This is a genomic window from Micromonospora chokoriensis (assembly GCF_000718555.1).
Classification (GTDB): Bacteria; Actinomycetota; Actinomycetes; order Mycobacteriales; family Micromonosporaceae; genus Micromonospora; species Micromonospora chokoriensis_B.
On record NZ_JOAN01000013.1, the window covers coordinates 12,916 to 29,548 of the forward strand.

At 71.6% G+C, this 16,633-nt stretch carries 16 protein-coding genes and 1 pseudogene; 12 read left to right on the forward strand and 5 right to left on the reverse strand.

The window, feature by feature from the left end:
- Positions 1–6 precede the first annotated feature (6 nt).
- Genes IF46_RS32600 through IF46_RS0118010 form a run of 3 tightly spaced genes read left to right on the forward strand, consistent with a single transcriptional unit; the run spans position 7 to position 3,260 of the window.
- Positions 7–321: an MGMT family protein gene (locus tag IF46_RS32600; protein ID WP_036392462.1), complete on the forward strand. Its 315-nt coding sequence runs from the start codon at positions 7–9 to the stop codon at positions 319–321.
- Between the two features lie 32 nt (positions 322–353).
- Positions 354–1,739, forward strand: coding sequence for an MFS transporter (locus IF46_RS0118005; RefSeq protein ID WP_051723992.1), 1,386 nt, complete (start codon positions 354–356; stop codon positions 1,737–1,739).
- Between the two features lie 27 nt (positions 1,740–1,766).
- The gene (locus IF46_RS0118010; protein ID WP_030489524.1) at positions 1,767–3,260 is read left to right on the forward strand and encodes a pyridoxal phosphate-dependent decarboxylase family protein; all 1,494 of its coding nucleotides are present in this window, start codon (positions 1,767–1,769) and stop codon (positions 3,258–3,260) included.
- Positions 3,261–3,321: 61 nt separating this feature from the next.
- On the opposite strand, the gene IF46_RS0118015 is transcribed toward IF46_RS0118010, so the two are convergent.
- Together IF46_RS0118015 and IF46_RS0118020 are read right to left on the reverse strand one after the other, a co-directional pair.
- Positions 3,322–4,527 carry a hypothetical protein gene (locus tag IF46_RS0118015; RefSeq protein WP_030489525.1) on the reverse strand — a complete coding sequence of 402 codons (1,206 nt, stop codon included), beginning with the start codon at positions 4,525–4,527 and terminating at the stop codon, positions 3,322–3,324.
- Positions 4,520–5,080, reverse strand: coding sequence for a SigE family RNA polymerase sigma factor (locus tag IF46_RS0118020; protein ID WP_030489526.1), 561 nt, complete (start codon positions 5,078–5,080; stop codon positions 4,520–4,522). Before IF46_RS0118020 ends, IF46_RS0118015 begins: the two co-directional genes overlap by 8 nt.
- Before the next feature lie 195 nt (positions 5,081–5,275).
- Here IF46_RS0118020 and IF46_RS0118025 point away from each other — a divergent pair, with 195 nt between their 5' ends.
- Positions 5,276–5,857 (forward strand): NADH-quinone oxidoreductase subunit B, encoded by a 582-nt coding sequence (locus IF46_RS0118025; protein ID WP_030489527.1) that lies wholly within the window; start codon positions 5,276–5,278, stop codon positions 5,855–5,857.
- A gap of 58 nt (positions 5,858–5,915) precedes the next feature.
- On the opposite strand, the gene IF46_RS0118030 is transcribed toward IF46_RS0118025, so the two are convergent.
- A complete protein-coding gene (locus IF46_RS0118030; RefSeq protein ID WP_157563128.1) occupies positions 5,916–6,839 on the reverse strand; it encodes a hypothetical protein in 924 nt (307 codons plus the stop codon).
- A gap of 179 nt (positions 6,840–7,018) precedes the next feature.
- On the opposite strand from IF46_RS0118030, the gene IF46_RS0118035 reads away from it, so the two are divergent.
- Entirely contained in the window at positions 7,019–8,335 is a 1,317-nt protein-coding gene (locus IF46_RS0118035) for a DUF2252 domain-containing protein (RefSeq protein ID WP_030489529.1), read from the forward strand.
- 10 nt (positions 8,336–8,345) lie between these two features.
- On the opposite strand, the gene IF46_RS0118040 is transcribed toward IF46_RS0118035, so the two are convergent.
- A complete protein-coding gene (locus IF46_RS0118040) occupies positions 8,346–9,392 on the reverse strand; it encodes a glucose 1-dehydrogenase (RefSeq protein WP_030489530.1) in 1,047 nt (348 codons plus the stop codon).
- Between the two features lie 105 nt (positions 9,393–9,497).
- On the opposite strand from IF46_RS0118040, the pseudogene IF46_RS0118045 reads away from it, so the two are divergent.
- Positions 9,498–10,094: pseudogene (locus tag IF46_RS0118045) on the forward strand (NADH-quinone oxidoreductase subunit C); the annotation flags it as partial.
- Positions 10,095–10,366: 272 nt separating this feature from the next.
- On the forward strand, positions 10,367–11,329 hold the full coding sequence (locus IF46_RS0118050; RefSeq protein ID WP_030489532.1) for a complex I subunit 1/NuoH family protein: 963 nt from the start codon (positions 10,367–10,369) through the stop codon (positions 11,327–11,329).
- A gap of 141 nt (positions 11,330–11,470) precedes the next feature.
- Here IF46_RS0118050 and IF46_RS0118055 read toward each other — a convergent pair whose 3' ends face one another.
- Entirely contained in the window at positions 11,471–12,490 is a 1,020-nt protein-coding gene (locus tag IF46_RS0118055) for a glutathione S-transferase family protein (RefSeq protein WP_030489533.1), read from the reverse strand.
- A gap of 81 nt (positions 12,491–12,571) precedes the next feature.
- Between IF46_RS0118055 and IF46_RS0118060 the strand changes: the two genes are divergently transcribed.
- The 5 genes from IF46_RS0118060 (at position 12,572) to IF46_RS0118080 (ending at position 16,579) form a co-directional block, all read left to right on the forward strand.
- Complete coding sequence (locus tag IF46_RS0118060; protein ID WP_030489534.1) at positions 12,572–13,000, forward strand: ester cyclase; 429 nt, start codon at positions 12,572–12,574, stop codon at positions 12,998–13,000.
- Positions 13,001–13,094: 94 nt separating this feature from the next.
- Complete coding sequence (locus IF46_RS0118065; protein ID WP_084597949.1) at positions 13,095–13,706, forward strand: NuoI/complex I 23 kDa subunit family protein; 612 nt, start codon at positions 13,095–13,097, stop codon at positions 13,704–13,706.
- A 25-nt stretch (positions 13,707–13,731) separates the two neighbouring features.
- A complete protein-coding gene (locus IF46_RS0118070) occupies positions 13,732–14,292 on the forward strand; it encodes an NADH-quinone oxidoreductase subunit J (protein ID WP_030489536.1) in 561 nt (186 codons plus the stop codon).
- Positions 14,289–14,651: an NADH-quinone oxidoreductase subunit NuoK gene (gene nuoK / locus IF46_RS0118075; RefSeq protein WP_030489537.1), complete on the forward strand. Its 363-nt coding sequence runs from the start codon at positions 14,289–14,291 to the stop codon at positions 14,649–14,651. Before IF46_RS0118070 ends, nuoK begins: the two co-directional genes overlap by 4 nt.
- Positions 14,648–16,579 carry an NADH-quinone oxidoreductase subunit L gene (locus tag IF46_RS0118080; protein WP_030489538.1) on the forward strand — a complete coding sequence of 644 codons (1,932 nt, stop codon included), beginning with the start codon at positions 14,648–14,650 and terminating at the stop codon, positions 16,577–16,579. The genes nuoK and IF46_RS0118080 overlap by 4 nt, the downstream gene beginning before the upstream one ends.
- Positions 16,580–16,633: the final 54 nt, after the last annotated feature.

A 16,633-nucleotide genomic window follows, 5' to 3' on the forward strand; every position in this document is an offset into this window, starting at 1 on the left:
CGGATTGTGACTCCTGACGAGTACGTCGAGGCGGTGCTCGACCTGGTCGAGCGGATCCCGCCGGGCCGGGTGATGTCCTACGGCGGGGTGGCCGACGCGCTGTCCGAGCGCTCGGGGCGTGCCTCGGCCCGGCTGGTCGGCAACATCATGGCGCGGCACGGGGGCTCGGTTCCCTGGCATCGGGTGGTGACCGCGAGTGGTCGGCTGCCGCCGGGGCACGAGCGGGAGGCGCGGGCCCGACTGCGCGCCGAGGGGGTGCCGCTGCGCGGTGAAGGTGTGGACATCGCGGCGGCGGGTTGGTCGCCTGATGAGGGGATGTGACCACCGACATAACGTGAGTAACATTCGGCCCCATGAAAACGCCGCCGGGCGCCGGCTCGTCAGCCACCGGCTCGCTGCCCCGATCGGTGCACGCCGGGTACGCGCTCGGCTCACTGGCGACCGGCGCGTTCGGCACCGTGCCAGGCTTGCTGCTGCTGCCGTACCTGACCGACACCCTGGGCGTTGCCGCCGGGCTGGCCGCCCTGCTGGTGCTGCTGCCCAAGGCCTGGGACGTGCTGGTCAACCCGGTCGCCGGGCGGATCTCCGATCGCACCCGCTCGCGCTGGGGCGCCCGCCGGCCGTACCTGCTCGTTGCCGGCCTGGCGCTCGCCATCCTGTTCGCGTCGATCTTCGCGGCACCCTTCGGTAACGGTTCGGCCGCCGCGGCGTACGTGGCGTTCGCCTTCCTCGCCACCGCCACCGCGTTCGCCTTCTTCCAGGTGCCGTACGTGGCGATGCCGGCGGAGTTGACCGACGACTACGCCGAGCGCACCCGCCTGATGACCTGGCGGATCGCGGTGCTGGCGTTGGCCATCCTGGTCTCCGGCGCCCTCGCGCCGCTGGTGGTGAGCGCTGGTGGTGACGGTGTGGCCGGGCACCGGTGGATGGGGCTGTTCGTGGCGGTGCTGATCGCCCTCGGGGCCCTCGGCGCGTTCCTGGGCACCCGGTCCGCGCCGACCGGCACGGTGGGCGAGAGCGAGCCGACGCTGCGCGCCCAGCTTGCCGTGGCTGGCGGCAACCGTCCGTTCCGAGCACTGCTGATCTGCTTCGTGGTGCAGTCCGCCGGGGTAGCGACGATCCTGGCCGGGGTCAACTACTTCGCGGGGCAGATCCTGCGCGACGAGGAGAGCGGCCCGACCCTGCTCTTCGTCTGCTTCGTCGGGCCGGCGCTGCTGGTGATGCCGATCTGGACTCGGGTCGGTGCCCGGCTCGGCAAGCGGATCGCGCTTGTCGTCGCCTCGCTGATCCTCGCCGTCGGCGCGCTCGCCCTGCTCGCCGCGCCGGTGCTGCCGACGATCGCCGCCTACCTCCTGGTCGCGATGATCGGCGTGGGGTACGCCGGGCAGCAGGTCTTCGCGCTGGCGATGTTGCCGGACTGCATCGCGCACGAGACGGCGCGCACCGGTCGACGACAGGCGGGTGTCTTCACCGGCGTGTGGACCGCCGGGGAGACCTTCGGCCTGGCGCTCGGCCCGGGCATCTACGGGCTGGTGCTCCAGCTCTCCGGCTACGTCTCCTCGGAGACCGGCTCGGCCGCACCTCAGTCCGACGCGGCCAGACTAGGCGTCCTCCTAGGCTTCACGCTGATCCCCGCCCTCCTCATAGCTCCCCCCATCCTCCTGCTCCGCTACTACACCCTGACCGCCCAGAGCGATCGGGTCGATCATGGAGTTGTGCTGGGGGATGAACGCCGTTAACCGTCACGAGAAGGGCACCACAACTCCATGATCGACGAGAACAGGGTTGAGGCTGGGGCGCTTTCCGCTACCGGGGTTCCGGCGGAACGGGTTCTTGAAGAGGTGCGGGAGCTGCGGGCGAGTGACGCGCCTACCCACGGGGGGCGGCTGTTCGCGTACGTCTACGACCCGGCGGTGCCGGGGCTGGACGAGTTGGCCGCCGCCGCGCACCGGGAGAGCGCCCACGTCAACGGGCTGGACCCGACCGCCTTCCCCAGCCTGCTGGCCATGGAGAACGCACTTGTCGGCGCCGCCGGCCGGGTGCTGGGCGCGGGCCCCGGGACCACCGCACCGGACGTCGTCGGCAGCGTCACCAGCGGCGGCACCGAGTCGCTGATCCTCGCCGTCAAGGCCGCCCGGGACGCCCACCCGGAGATCGCCGCACCCCGGATCCTGGTGCCGTCGAGCGCGCACGCGGCATTCGCCAAGGCGGCCCACTACCTGCGGGTGGCGCTGGACGTCGTGCCGGTCTCCCCGGACACGCTGCGCCCCGACCCGGCCGCGATGGCCGCCGCGATCCGCCCGGAGACGGTGCTGGTCGCCTGCTCCGCGCCGTCGTACGCGCACGGGGTGGTGGACCCGGTCGCCGAGATCGCTGCCGCTGCGGCCGAGGCCGGGGTGCGCTGCCACGTGGATGCCTGCTTCGGCGGCTGGACCCTGCCGTACCTGCGCCGTCTCGGGGAGCCGGTGCCGCCGTTCGACTTCGCGGTAGCCGGGGTCACCTCCATCTCGGTCGACCTGCACAAGTACGCGTACGCGCCGAAGGGGGTGTCGGTGCTGCTGCACCGCGACGCCGCCCTGCGCGCTCCGCAGTACTTCGCGTACGCCGACTGGCCCGGCTACACGATGATCAATCCGGTGATCGCGTCCACCCGCTCGGGCGGGCCGATCGCCGCCGCGTACGCGACGCTGCGGCACCTCGGCGACGACGGCTACCTGCGGCTCGCCGCCGTCACCCGGGACGCGGTCGCCGGCCTGGCCGACGCGGTCCGTGCTGTCGACGGGTTGCGGCTGATGGCCGAGCCGGAGTCGACAGTGGTCTGCTTCACCGCCACCGATGGCGGACCCGACCTGTTCGTCCTGGTCGACGAGCTGACCGCGCGGGGCTGGCACACCCAACCCCAACTGTCGTACGCCGGTCTGCCCGCCAGCGTGCACCTCACGGTGACCGCCGCGGTCGCGCCTCGGGTCGCCGAGTTCGGGCCGGACCTGACCGAGGCGGTGGCCGCGGCCACCGCCGCCGGCCCGGTCCGGCTGCCCGCCGAGTTGGCTGCGCTGGCCGGTGCCCTCACCCCGGGCGATCTGACTCCGGAGCTGGTCGCGGGGCTGGCCGCCGGGCTGGGCATGGGCGGCGAGGCCGATGGTGCGCCGCTGCCGGAGCGGATGGCGGTGGTGAACACACTGCTCGACGCCGCGCCGCCGGCGCTGCGGGAACGGCTGCTTGTCGAGTTCGTCGGGCTGCTGCAGCGTCCCACCTGGTGACCGGAGCGCCAGCCGCGTCGTACGCCCCCGTGGCGTACGACGCGGCCGGCGACCGGATCCCTCAGCGGTAGGTCATCCGCACCTGGTTGTCGGCGTCGTTGACGTCCAACAGGAAGTCGAATCCGCTGTCCATCGGCCGGACATCCACGTCGGCCTTCCCGGTGCCCAGCACGATCCCCTTGGCCACCCGGAAGCTGAGGTCCAACCGCACCTCCGCCCCCGCAGCCAGTTGACCAAGATCGCAGGTAACCGGCTCGCTGGTGTTCTGGGGCTCGCCTCCACACGGGGCCCACCCGTCGACGTCCGGACGCACCGACGCGGGCACGCCCAGCCGCAGCGCCACGTGCGCGACAGGTCCGGTGCCCCGATTGCGGATCCGCACGGTGGCCGTCCCCGTTCGGGAGCCGTCGTCGGCCGTCGTCAACACGAGGTCGGTGGCGGTGACCGAGACGTCCGCCGAGTGCGGGTTCGGGCCGAAGGCAGTCGGCCCGGAGACCTGGGCGAAGGCGTCGCCGTTCCAGCGGTAGCCCCGCCACTGCCGCTGTGACCACTCAGCGGGCCAGCCACCCCCGGGAGCGATGTCACCGACCTGCACGCGGACCGTGCCGTCGCTCACGACATCCAGTGCGAACAGCCACTGCGGCTTGTCGATGGTGGTCGCGACCACCCGGCCGAGGGTGATCACCTTCCCCTCCTCGTCGCGGTCGAAGGCGACCACCTGCATCGGCCCACGGGTGCCGAGCACGCACTGCACCAGCGCCACCGTCTCCACCGCGCCGTCCCCGTCGATGTCGCCATGGTCGAGCGTCTGGAGCCAGTTCGCACCCTCCCGGCCCTCGGCGGTGAGCCGCGTCTGCGACGTCGGGCAGCCTGGTCCGGCCCGCCATGCCGGCAGGGTCACCGGCGTCCCCAGCAGCTGGGCCCGGCTGATCCGGCCGTTCGGCACGGGACTGGTCGGGCTGGCACTGGTCCCGGAAGGGCTGGGGGTTGGGCTTTGCGAGCCACTCGGTGTGGGCGACACCGAGATGCTCGGCGTCGGGTCGACCGGACCCGGTCGGTGGTCCGGGCCGCTCAGCGCCGCGTATCCGACGGCCGACCCGCCGAACAGGGCGAGCGCCGTCGTGGCGGTGGCAGCCAGCCGACGTCGGCTGCGACCGCGTACCGTCCGTCGGACGGCGGCGGGCCCGGGCGCCTCGATCTCCGCCAGCGCGGTACGGCGGTAACGGGCGAACTCTTCGGCGAGGTCAAGGGTCTCCGGCTCAGACATCCCGCACCTCCTCATAGGTGTCGCGCAGGTGGGTGGCGAGTGCGGTCCGGCCCCGGTGCAGCCAGGACTTGACCGTCCCCTCGGCGACCTGTTCCTGGGCGGCGATCTCCGCGACCGTCAGGTCGGCGAGGTAGTGCAGCACGACGGCCCGCCGCTGCTTCGGCGGCAACTTCGCCAATGCGGCGTCGACGGCGACCCGGTCCGGGCTCGGCTCCGCGACGTGTGTCTCCCGCTGCCGCAGCAACCACTGCTGGGCGGTCCGCAGCCGCCGCCAACGGTTGTGGCCGAGGTTCCAGGCGACCTTACGGACCCAGGCCAGGGGATCCTGGTAGTCGGCGAGCCGGTCCCAACGGGCGTACGCTCGACAGAACGCCTCCTGAACCAGGTCCTGCGCCTGCCCACGGTCACCCGTGTACGCGGTCAGCTGCACCACCAGCCCGCGGAAGTGGGCGTGGTAAAAGTCGTCGAAGACCAGCTCTGCCGGCGTGGAGGTTGCGGTTTCCGGTGGGTCCGGCGGGTGTCCACCCACCCGCACGTCTCGTGTCACAAGCACTCGTCCTCCCCGTGGCGGCCGCGGGCGGTGTGTTCGCCAGCACCGGTCACACAAGCGAGCGCGCCGGTAGGTTGCGCGTCAATCGGTGCCGATCCTTGTCGCCTCCGGGACAATCGGCCGGGCACTCAGGCCGCTCGCCGCCGGACCGCGCCGACCTCGCCTGTGATTCACTGTCGATGAGGAGAGGGGACGCTCGTGCAGTTGCCGGCAGTGCTCGGTGAGCCGATCCGGTTCGTGCTGAACTGGGGGCGCCGCTACTCGCTCTGGGTGTTCAACTTCGGGCTGGCCTGCTGCGCGATCGAGTTCATCGCCACCAGCATGGGTCGGCACGACTTCATCCGACTTGGCGTGATCCCGTTCGCCCACGGCCCCCGCCAGGCCGACCTGATGGTGGTCTCCGGCACGGTGACCGACAAGATGGCCCCGGCGATCAAGCGGCTCTACGACCAGATGCCCGAGCCGAAGTACGTCATCTCGTTCGGCGCCTGCTCCAACTGCGGCGGCCCCTACTGGGATTCGTACTCGGTGACCAAGGGCGTCGACCAGCTCATCCCGGTCGACGTGTACGTGCCCGGCTGCCCGCCCCGGCCGGAGGCGCTGCTGCACGGCATCCTGCTCCTGCAGGAGAAGATCGCCGCCGAGCAGTCCGGCATCGGGGGTGTGCCGCAACGGGATGTGCTGGCCGCGCCGCTGGACGCGCCGCCCCGCGAAGCTGCCGCCCCGCGCTCGGTCGACTCGCTCACCGCCCCGCCGGTACGCCCACCCACCGCAGGCTGACGCGGTCGGCCGCCACCCGGAGTTGCTCCGGGTGGCGGCCGACCGCCGTGCCGCCAGGTCAGCTGGTCGGCAGGGCCAGGTTGAACGTGACGGTGTTGTCGCTCGGGTCGATGTCGGGGACCGTCTCCACCCAGTCGGTCGACAGCTCCAGGTTGATTGGCGCGGTCTCGTCCGCCGGGTCGGTCGGCCGGCTGATGAGCAGCGCGATCTCGCGCTCCTCGCCGGCCATCAGCTGCCCGCCTGGCACGAAGGCTCGTTCGCTGTACACCGGACCATCCCAGGGATCGGTGTGCAGGATCATCGACCCGGCGGGCAGTGGCGTGGCCCGGACCGAGAGGCCGAAGTTCGCGGCGTCGCCTGCGTACCGGACCCGCAGGGGCACCCGCCGGGTGTTCTCGGGGCCGTCGGTCACCGGCCCGGCCAGCTCGATGGACGCGTCCGGCTGGGTGTCCTGCACGTACGTCTGGGGGCGGGCCAGCTTGCCGTCGAGGGAGCGGAACTGCGCGCTGAACGGGACGGTGCCCAGCGATCCGAATTTCCACGAGTAGACGGTGATCGATCCATCGGTCGCAATCATCGGGTAACTGCGGGGGGTGGTCAGCACCTGGAATTCGACGGGGGCTCGGCGGCTCTCGCCCGCAGCCAGTTCGTTGCCCTGAGGCAGGCCGCAGCTGCGGACCAGCCGCCCCTCTGACACCCCGTCCGGGTCGCAGTGTGACTCAGGCCCTCCGGCGAAGGACGCCGCCACCGGCTCGCGGATCTGGAAGTAGAAGCCGTCGGTGCTGTCGCTGTTGTTGGTGATGGTCACCCGAAGGCTGCCTCGGTAGCCCCGCTCGGTCGGCTCGAGCACCAGCCGGCTCAGCGAGAAGGTGGGAGCGTCGGCAGCGGCCGACGGTGCGGCAGCAGCTGGTCCGGCCCAGCCGACGGTCGCGGTCAGTCCGAGCAGTGCGGCGGTGAGCAAGGTCCCCGTTTTTCGGAACATGTGTTGCTGGTCCTCCAAGGTCGACGCCCGGCGGGGGACCTGTCGCCCGCTGATGGCAGCGCAGCGATCGACCGACGTGACCGTGGTGTCCGGGCCCCCGCGCCGTGACGCAGACAGCATGGTCGATGGCTGGCCGGTTCGCCACCCGGTTATGGACTCGCCGCACTAGCCTGCGCAATATGAGCAGCTCAGCGGACCAGCGTTCCGCCCACATCGTCGACGTGCTCACCGAGGAGTTCGGCGCGTCGATGGCGATCGACCCGGCCGCCTTCCGCCGCAAGTTCCGCAAGATGGCGGCTTCGCCGTTCGCCTTCTACCGAGGCAGCGCCGCGCTCTTCTACGCCGACCAGCGCGGCGACTTCGCCGACGACCGGTTCCTAGACGAGCGGACCAGCCGGGTGTGGATCCACGGTGACCTGCACGCGGAGAACTTCGGCACCTACATGAACGCCTCTGGGCAACTGGTGTTCAACGTCAACGACTTCGACGAGGCGTACGTCGGGCCGTTCACCTGGGACCTGCGCCGGCTCGCGGCCAGCGTGGCGCTGCTCGGCTACGGCAAGGCGCTCTCCGACACGGCGATCGGGGATCTGGTTGCCGGCTTCGCCCGGTCGTACCTGACCGAGCTGCGGGCCATCGCCGCCGGCGGTGACGACGCGATCGGCTCGATCACCCTGGACAACGCCGACGGGGTGCTGCGCCGGGTGCTCCAGCAGGCCCGGCTCAACACCCGCGTCGACTTGCTCGCCGCGCAGACCACCATCGACAGCTACGAGCGTCGCTTCTCCCTCGGCGACGGGGTCTACGAGATCGACGACGCCACCCGGGAGTTGGTTCGCGCTGCCTTCCAGGACTACCTGGGCACCCTGCCAGCCGTCTCGACGCCGCTGCGCCCGGTGGCGGCGCGGATCAAGGATGTGGTGCTGCGCAAGGGGGTGGGCATCGGCTCGGCCGGGCTGCCGTCGTACAACCTGCTGCTGGAGGGGCACACCCAGGCACTGGAGAACGACGTCGTCATCTACATGAAGCAGGCGCAGGTCCCGGCGGTGGCGCGGTACGTCACCGACGAGTCGGTCCGCGACTACTTCCAGCACCAGGGGCACCGGACCGCCGAGTCGCAGCGGGCGTTGCAGGCGCACGCCGACCCGTGGTTGGGCTTCACCGAGCTGAACGGGGCCGGTCAGCTCGTCGCCGAGGTCTCGCCGTACGCCGCCGATCTGGACTGGTCGGACGTGAACGAGCCGGAGGAGCTGACCGGGGTTCTCGTCGACCTTGGCCGGGCGGTGGCCCGGATGCACTCGGTCGCCGACGACGAATCCAGTCACGACCTGGTGGACTACTCCACCGAGGAGGCGATCGTCGCGGCGGTCGACACCGACGAGGCGGGCTTCGTCGCGCACCTGGTGGACTTCGCACACGCGTACGGGGTGCGCGCCCGTCAGGACCATCAGCTCTTCGTCGACCTGTTCCGCAACGGTCGGCTGCCGGGCATCTGAGCGGCGTCGCTCAGGACGCGAACTCCAACACCACCTTGATGTCGTCCGGCCCGGCGGTGTACGCGTCGGCGTACCGGTTCACCGGCACCCGACGGCTGATCAGCGACTCGAGCCAGATCTGGTCCGCGCGGGCGAGCGCCTGCGCGGCCATGTTCCAGTGCCGCCGGTTGGCGTTCACCGAGCCGAACACCACGTTGTTCTCCAGCACCAGCGCCCGGTTGAGTGCCCCGGCGTCGAAGTCGATGCTGCGACCACCGCTGGACACCCCGGCCAGGCAGACGATCCCGGTCGGGCCCGCCTTGCACATGACGTCGAGGACCACCGTTGGCGCGCCGGTGCACTCGATCACCACATCCGGCTCGAAGGGCAGGTCGTTGACCGACACCGAGTGATAGGTGGCACCGAGCCCGGCGACCAACTCCGGCTTCGGCCCGTCGGTGGCCAGGTCCAGCACGTGGACGGAGAGCCCGCGCTGGGTGCCGAGCAACGCGGCCAGCAGCCCGATCGGGCCAGCCCCGGTCACCAGGACGGTCTGCGGCTGCCACTCGGCCCGGTGCCCGATCCGCTCGATGTGGTCCCACGCCTTCGCCACCACACTTGTCGGCTCCAGCAGCACGCCCACCTGGGCCAGCGCCGGGTCGAGCCCGATCGCGAACCGCGGCTCGACCCGCCAGCGGTCCCGGGCGAAGCCGGGTAGCGCCTTGATGCCGTGTTCGGTGTACCGACCATTGCGGCACATGTCCCACTCACCGACCGCGCAGTTCGGGCAGGGCACCGGGTCCGGATGCCGGACGATCCCGGCCACCAGGTCACCGGGTTGCAGGGTGCCGCTTGAGTCCTCAATCACCCGGCCCAGTGACTCGTGCCCGATGATCAGGCGGTCCGCCCCCGGCGGAGCTTCGCCGTAATGCCCGGCGATGATCTCGTGGTCCGTGCCGCAGATCCCGACGGCCAACGCCTCGACCAGGACCGAGCCCTCCTCGGCAGCCGGCTCCGGCTGATCCTCGACGAGGCTCAGCGAGTTGGCGACCCCAGGTTTCACCGTCACAGCGCGCACGCCCTCATCTTTCCCCGCCGAGGAGTGCGCCGCGCCCAAAGCCGGCAGATCGCCGGGCATCGGCGGCGGCCAGGCACGGGCCCGGCCGGCACTAGGATCAGCGGCATGACTCCCGAAGAGGTCGGCGCTCGGCTGGTCGCGCTGCTCGCGCCGGTTGCGGCGACCCCGTCGGTCTCCGGCGGGCAACGGTTCGCCCGGGCCACCGTCGATGTGCCGCCGGCGAGTTGGCTGACCGCCGTCTCTGCCGCCCGCGACGACGCCGAGCTGGCCTGCGACTTCTTCGACTGGCTCTCCGCGGTCGACGAGCTGGCCGAGGGCTTCGACGTGGTGGCGCACCTCTGGTCGACGCGACTGCGCCACGGCGTGCTGCTGCGTACCCGGTTGCCGCGCAGCGCACCCACGGTCGCCTCGGTGGTCGATGTCTACCCCGGTGCCGCCTGGCACGAGCGGGAGACGCACGAGATGTTCGGCATCGACTTCGCCGGCCACGGGGAGCTGCTGCCGCTGTTGCTGCCCCCGGAGTTCGAGGGCCACCCGCTGCGCAAGGAGTTCGTGCTCGCATCCCGGGTGGCCAAGCCCTGGCCGGGTGCGAAGGAGCCGGGCGAGTCCGAGGCCGGCGGCGGGCGTCGACCGATCCGCCCGCCGGGCGTTCCCGCTCCGGGCGAGTGGGGGCTCACGCCCACCCCGGCTGGCGCTGGTGGCGTGGGGGAGGGCCCGCGTGGCGGCACCCCGGCCAGACCGGCCCGTGAGCGTCCGGCGCGGCCCGCCCCGGGGGCCCGTCCGGCGCGTACTCCCCGGTCTGTCGTGGCCGACGACGGCCCGGCACCCAGCGCGGGCCCGGCCGAGCAGTCTGCGTCTGGTCCGGCCGCACCTGACGTCGAGGGCTCGGCCGACCCGGCCGCACCGGGCGTCGAGCCGGTCGCGGACCCGCCGGGCCGCGACGACCAAGGCGACCACGATGGGGGTACGGCCTGATGCCGCTCTGGGTGGAGCTGGTGCTCCGGATCGGCGGCGTGCTGGTCGCGTTCCTCACCCTGCCGTTGCTGGTCGGCCAGGCCGAGCACAAGGTGATGGCGCACATGCAGGGCCGGCTCGGCCCGATGTACGCGGGCGGCTTCCACGGTTGGGCGCAGCTCGTCGCCGACGGCGTCAAGTTCGTGCAGAAGGAGGACATCACGCCGCGCGAGGCGGACCGGGCGGTGTTCCGGCTGGCCCCGGCTGTTGCCCTGGTGCCCTATCTGCTGGTGCTGCTGGTCATCCCGCTCGGTCCGAACGACCTGGTCGGGCAACCGTTGGACATCGGTCTGTTCTTCGTGCTGGCGGTGGTCGGCGTCGGGGTGGTGGCGGTGCTGATGTCGGCCTGGGCGTCGGCCAACAAGTACAGCCTGCTCGGTGGGCTGCGCGGGGCCGCCCAACTGCTCGGTTACGAGCTGCCGCTGGTGTTGGCGGCCGCGTCGGTGGCGATGGCGGCCGGCACGCTCAGCCTGTCGGGCATCGTCGAGGCGTGGCAGCCCTGGTGGCTGCTCTGGCAGGCCCCCGCGATGATCATCTTCTTCGTCGCGGGGCTGGCCGAGATCCGTCGGCCACCGTTCGACATGCCGGTGGCCGACTCGGAGCTGGTCTTCGGCTACATTACCGAATACACCGGGCTGCGGTTCGCGTTCTTCCTGCTCGCCGAGTACGTCGGCATCGTGGTGATCGCCGCGCTGACCACGGTGCTGTTCCTGGGTGGATGGCAGGGCCCATTCGCCGATGACCAGTTGGGCTGGCTCTGGACGCTGCTCAAGATCTTCGCCGTGTCCTTCGTGATCATCTGGCTGCGGGTGTCCTACCCCCGGCTCCGCGAGGACCAACTCCAACGCCTCTGCTGGCTGGTGCTCGTGCCGGCGTCCCTGGCGCAACTGGTCCTCACCGCAGCCGTCCGCATAGCCCTGTAACCACCCCGCGCCGACCTCGCGCCGCGCCGCGCCGATCTTGCAGTTGCGGATGCCGAAATGCCCTGCCTGGTGGCATTTGCCGGGATGGAAAGTGCAAGATCGGCGTGGGGGCGGCGCCGGGGCGAGGTCAGCGCGCGACGCTCAGCGCAGCGGGGTGTGTGCGGGGTCGACGGGCTCGGCGGGGGGTGGGGGTGGGGTGCCGTCGCCGAAGGGGCGGCCACCGAGCGCTTCCCGACCATGCGGATCGAGCCAGTTGGAGAGGTCAGGGCCGAGCGGAACGATCCCGGTCGGGTTGATGTCGCGGTGCACCTCGTAGTAGTGCCGCTTGATGTGGTCGAAGTCGATGGTGTCGCCGAAACCGGGGGTCTGGAACAGGTCCCGGGCGTACGCCCACAGCACCGGCATCTCACTCAGCTTCTGCCGGTTGCACTTGAAGTGACCGTGGTAGACCGGGTCGAAGCGGACCAGCGTGGTGAACAGCCGCACGTCGGCCTCGGTGATGGTGTCGCCGACCAGGTAGCGCTGGTCGGTCAACCGCTCGGTGAGCCAGTCCAGCCGGTCGAAGAGCTGGTGGTACGCCTTGTCGTACGCCTCCTGGCTGCCCGCGAAGCCGCACCGGTAGACGCCGTTGTTGACGTCCCGGAACACCACGGCGTTGACCTCGTCGATCTGCTCCCGCAGGTGTTCGGGGTAGAGCTGCGGGGCACCCTCGCGGTGGTACGCGCCCCACTGCGTGGACAGGTCCAGGCTCATCTGCGCGTAGTCGTTGGTCACCACCTGCCCGGTCGGCACATCCACGATCGCCGGCACGGTGATGCCGCGCTCGTAGCCGGGGAAGCGCTTGAAGTACGCCTCCTGGATGCGCTCGATGCCGAGCACCGGGTCCCGGCCGTCCGGGTCGAGGTCGAAGGTCCAGCTCCGGGCGTCGTGCGTCGGGCCGGCCACCGCCATCGAGAGGGCGTCCTCCAGGCCGAGCAGCCGCCGTACGATGATCAGTCGGTTGGCCCACGGGCAGGCCCGGCTCACCGCCAGCCGGTACCGGCCCGGCTCCACCGGATATCCGTCGCGCCCGTCCTCGGTGATCCGGGTGGCGATGTACCGCTGGTCGCGGGTGAACTCGCTACCTGGCTCGACGTACTTGCCGCCTGTTTCCTCGCCCACGTGGCCCTCCCGGTCTGGTCAGTGTCTCTACCCAATCCTCGCGGATCTACGGCGCACAGTGGTCCCGGATAACCTGCCGGTATGACGGATGTGGAGGCGGCGGCCCGACGGTTCATCGCCGACGTGTGGAATGCCCGCCAGGAGGAGTCGGCGTACGAGTTGGTCGCCGAGGAGTGCCCGGGGCTGGGCGGCACCGGGCCGGAGGCGACGCTGGCCTGGCACCGCGAGCGTCGGGCGGCGTTCCCGGACCTGCGCTACAAGATCGTCGACGTGGTCGCGGCCGGCGAGCGGGTGGCCGTGCACTGGCGGGCGGCCGGCACCCACGTCGGGCAGTTCGGGCCGGTGCCGCCGACCGGGCAGGTGGTCAGCTATTCGGGGGCTACGTTCCTGCGCTTCGACGCGGCGGGCCGGATCGTCGAGGTGTGGAGCTGCAACGAGCTGTTCCAGCTGCTCCAGCAGCTCGGCGTCGAGATGCTCCCACCGGCGGTCGTCAACGGACCCGGGGCGTGATCCGGCTGATCCGCAGGTGACCGTGCTCCTCGGGTAAGCCCTACGGTCGTCGACCTGTGGGTGGTGGTCGCGCGCGCCGGGGCCACAGGGCAGGATGGTCGACATGAGCGACCCCAGCGAGCGCGGCGACACCAGCGAACGCGGCCTCCCCGGCGCGGGCCTGGTGAAGGGGCTGGCGGTCACCCTCAAGACGATGACCAGCCGTTCGACCACGCAGCAGTACCCGGACACGGCCCCCGACCTGCCGCCCCGCTCGCGTGGCGTGATCGCGCTGTCCGAGGAGAACTGCACGGTCTGCATGCTCTGCGCCCGTGAATGTCCGGACTGGTGCATCTACATCGACTCGCACAAGGAGGAGGTGGCGGTGCCCGGCGCCGCCCGCCCCCGCCAGCGCAACGTGCTCGACAAGTTCGACATCGACTTCTCGCTCTGCATGTACTGCGGCATCTGCATCGAGGTCTGCCCGTTCGACGCGCTCTACTGGTCACCGGAGTTCGAGTACGCCGAGTACGACATCAAGAACCTGCTGCACGACAAGGACCACCTCGGTCAGTGGATGGCGACCGTTCCGCCGCCGCCGGCGCACGACCCGAACGGCGAGCCGGCCAAGGAGGAGACCGCCGCCGCCCGCAAGGCCGCCGCCGCCCGTCCAGCTCCGCCAGCGGTACGCCCCGAGCCCGACGCCGACCAGGCCCCCGCGTCGTGAGCGGCCGAGCCGGAAGGGCGCTCCGGTGACCGGGGCGGATGTGCTGCTGCTCGCCCTCGGTGCGGTGGCGGTCGGCGCTGGCGTGCTGGTGGTGACCACGAAACACCTGGTCCGGGCCGGGCTGTACCTGGTGGTGTGCCTGGGCGCATTGGCCGGTGACTTCCTGGTGCTCAGCGCCGAGTTGGTGGCCTGGGTGCAGGTGCTGATCTACGTGGGCGCGGTGGTGGTCCTGCTGCTGTTCGCGGTGATGCTGACCCGGGCTCCGATCGGCGTCTCCGACGACCTGGACCGGCCCGGTTGGCCGGCCGCGCTGATCGGTGGCGGCGCGGGGTTGGGGCTGACCGTCCTCCTTGTCGACGCGTACCGCTGGAGCACCGTCACGCTGCCTGCCGCCGGCACCGCCGAGCGGCTGGGCGAGCAGATCTTCCAGTCCTGGGTGCTGCCGTTCGAGGTGCTCTCCGTGCTGCTGCTGTCCGCCCTGGTGGGTGCGGTCGTGCTGTCCCGGCCGGACATCGGCCGACCAGCCCCGCAACGCGACGACACGGCAGTTGATCTGATCGACAGCGAGTCCGGGAGGCGCCGGTGAGGCCGGTCATCCCGTACGTCACCGCCGCGCTGCTGTTCGGCCTCGGCGTCTACGGCGTACTGCGCCGACGCAACGCGGTGCTGGTGCTGATGTCGGTCGAGTTGATGCTCAACGCGGTCAACCTGATCCTGGTCACCGCGGACACCACCGCCCGTGCCGTGCTCCCGCACTCGGGGCAGGTCTTCGCGCTGTTCGTCATCGTCCTCGCCGCCGCCGAGATCGGGGTGGGGTTGGCGATCGTCCTTCAGCTCTACCGGCTGCGGGCCACCGTGGCGGTGGATGACGTGCCGCTGACCGAGCCGCCACAAGCCGTCGACGGGCACGAGCCGGCCGTCGTAAACGGGGAGGCGGGCCGGTGACCGGGCTGCTCGGGGCGCTGCTGCCTGCCGTACCGCTGATTGCCGGGCTGCTCGGCCTGCTGCTGCCGCCGGCTTCCCGGCGCGACAGCGCGACCGGCGGTGACCGGGCCCGGACGACCGCCGTGACGCTTGGTGTCACCGGTGCCGCCGGCGCGCTGGCGCTGGCCGTCGCGCTGCTGCTCACTGTCGACGGGCCGACCGAGACGTCGAGCACCTGGGTCGACTTCGGTGGGCTGATGGTGACCCTCGGCGTACGGCTGGACGGCGCCGCCGCGCTGGTCGCGGTGGCGGTCACCGCGGTCGCCCTGGCCGTGCAGGTCTACTCGATCGGCTACCTGCGGCGCGGTCCACACGACGACGTCGACGTCGACCACCGCTACCCGCCGTACGCCGCCCAGATCAGCCTCTTCACCGGCGCCATGCTGCTGGTGGTGGTCGCCGGCGACCTGATCATGCTGTTGGTCGGCTGGGAGGTGATGGGCCTCTGCTCGTACCTGCTGATCGCCCACGACCGCCGACTGGCCGGCGCTCCCGCCGCCGCCATGAAGGCGTTCCTGGTGACCCGGGTCGGTGACGTCGGGTTCCTGCTCGGCATCGCGTTGCTCGGCGTGTCGACGGGCAGCTTCCGGATCGCCGACGTACTCGCCCACGACCACTCTGGCGCGACGTTGACCGCCGCTGGCCTGCTGCTGCTCGCTGGCGTGGCCGGCAAGAGCGCGCAGTTCCCGCTGCACACCTGGCTGCCGGATGCGATGGCCGGCCCGACGCCGATCTCCGCGCTGATCCACGCCGCGACGATGGTCGCCGCCGGCGTGTATGCCGTGGCCCGGCTCTACCCGCTCTTCACAGCCGCGCCGGTGACGCTGACCGTGCTGGGGGTGCTCGGCGCGATCACGCTGCTGCTTGGCGCGCTCGCCGCCACCGCACAGGACGACATCAAGCGCGTGCTGGCCTGGTCGACCGTGTCCCAGCTGGGCTACATGACTGGCGCGTTGGCGGTCGGCTCACCGTCGGCGGCGCTGTTCCACCTGCTCACCCATGCCGCGTTCAAGGCGCTGCTGTTCCTCGCCGCGGGTGCGGTGATCCACGCGGTCGGCACCACCCTGATGTCGGAGATGGGCGGGCTACGGCGCAGCATGCCGGTGACGTTCTGGTGCACGGTGATCGGCCTGGGCGCCCTGGCCGGGGTGCCGCCGTTGGCCGGTTTCTGGAGCAAGGACGGCGTGCTGACGGTCGCCGAGTCGGCCGCGCTGGAGGGCACCGGCCCGGCGCCGTCCTGGGTGGGCTGGCTCATCTGGATCGCCGGGCTGGTCGGCGTGGCGATCACCGCCTGGTACGCCGGTCGGCTGCTGCTGCGCACCTTCTTCGGCGCTGGGCGCCTGCCGCTGGTCCAGCCGCACGACCCGCCGGCGGTGCTGCGCTGGCCGCTACTGCTGCTGGCCGTGCCGGCCGCGCTGCTCGGTCTGGCCGGGTTCGCCGGGGCGTTCGCCGACCGCCTGCGCTTCCCCACCGTCCCGGTGGCGGGCTCCGAGGACGGCCTGGTCCACCTGGGGCCGGGCTTGCTGTTGCCGCTCGCGTTGCTGCTGCTCGGCGCCGGGCTGGTGACGCTGGGCTGGCGGCGTGACAAGGCCGCCGACCCGGCGGCCGCGCTGGGTCCGCTGCGGCCGGTCTTCGCCCGCGCGTTCCGGCTCGACGACGTTCAAGACGCACTTGTCGTACGCCCCGTCCGCGCGCTGGCCCGCGCCGCGCGCACCGGTGACGAGGTGGTGGTGGACGGCGCGGTCGAGGGCAGCGGACGAGCCGCTTCCGGTCTGGGTGCGGGGCTGGCCGCGCTGCACCGCGCGGCGCTGCCCCGGGCCGCCGCCGGCGTGCTGGCCGGCGCGCTGCTGATCGGCCTGGCCGCCGCCGTAATTGGAGTTATTCAGTGAGTGCGAGGAGTAAGCCGGGTTTGCGAGCCCCGCAGCCGCGAACAGAGGCGGTCC

Excerpts from the sequence above, each read along its gene's own strand:
- IF46_RS0118065 (WP_084597949.1), top strand. The coding sequence starts at position 13,095 with ATGGTCGACATGAGCGACCCCAGCGAGCGCGGCGACACCAGCGAACGC.
- IF46_RS0118005 (WP_051723992.1), top strand. The coding sequence starts at position 354 with ATGAAAACGCCGCCGGGCGCCGGCTCGTCAGCCACCGGCTCGCTGCCC.
- IF46_RS0118050 (WP_030489532.1), top strand. The coding sequence starts at position 10,367 with ATGCCGCTCTGGGTGGAGCTGGTGCTCCGGATCGGCGGCGTGCTGGTC.
- IF46_RS0118035 (WP_030489529.1), top strand. The coding sequence starts at position 7,019 with ATGAGCAGCTCAGCGGACCAGCGTTCCGCCCACATCGTCGACGTGCTC.
- IF46_RS0118015 (WP_030489525.1), bottom strand. The coding sequence starts at position 4,527 with ATGTCTGAGCCGGAGACCCTTGACCTCGCCGAAGAGTTCGCCCGTTAC.
- IF46_RS0118060 (WP_030489534.1), top strand. The coding sequence starts at position 12,572 with ATGACGGATGTGGAGGCGGCGGCCCGACGGTTCATCGCCGACGTGTGG.
- IF46_RS0118010 (WP_030489524.1), top strand. The coding sequence starts at position 1,767 with ATGATCGACGAGAACAGGGTTGAGGCTGGGGCGCTTTCCGCTACCGGG.
- IF46_RS0118030 (WP_157563128.1), bottom strand. The coding sequence starts at position 6,839 with ATGTTCCGAAAAACGGGGACCTTGCTCACCGCCGCACTGCTCGGACTG.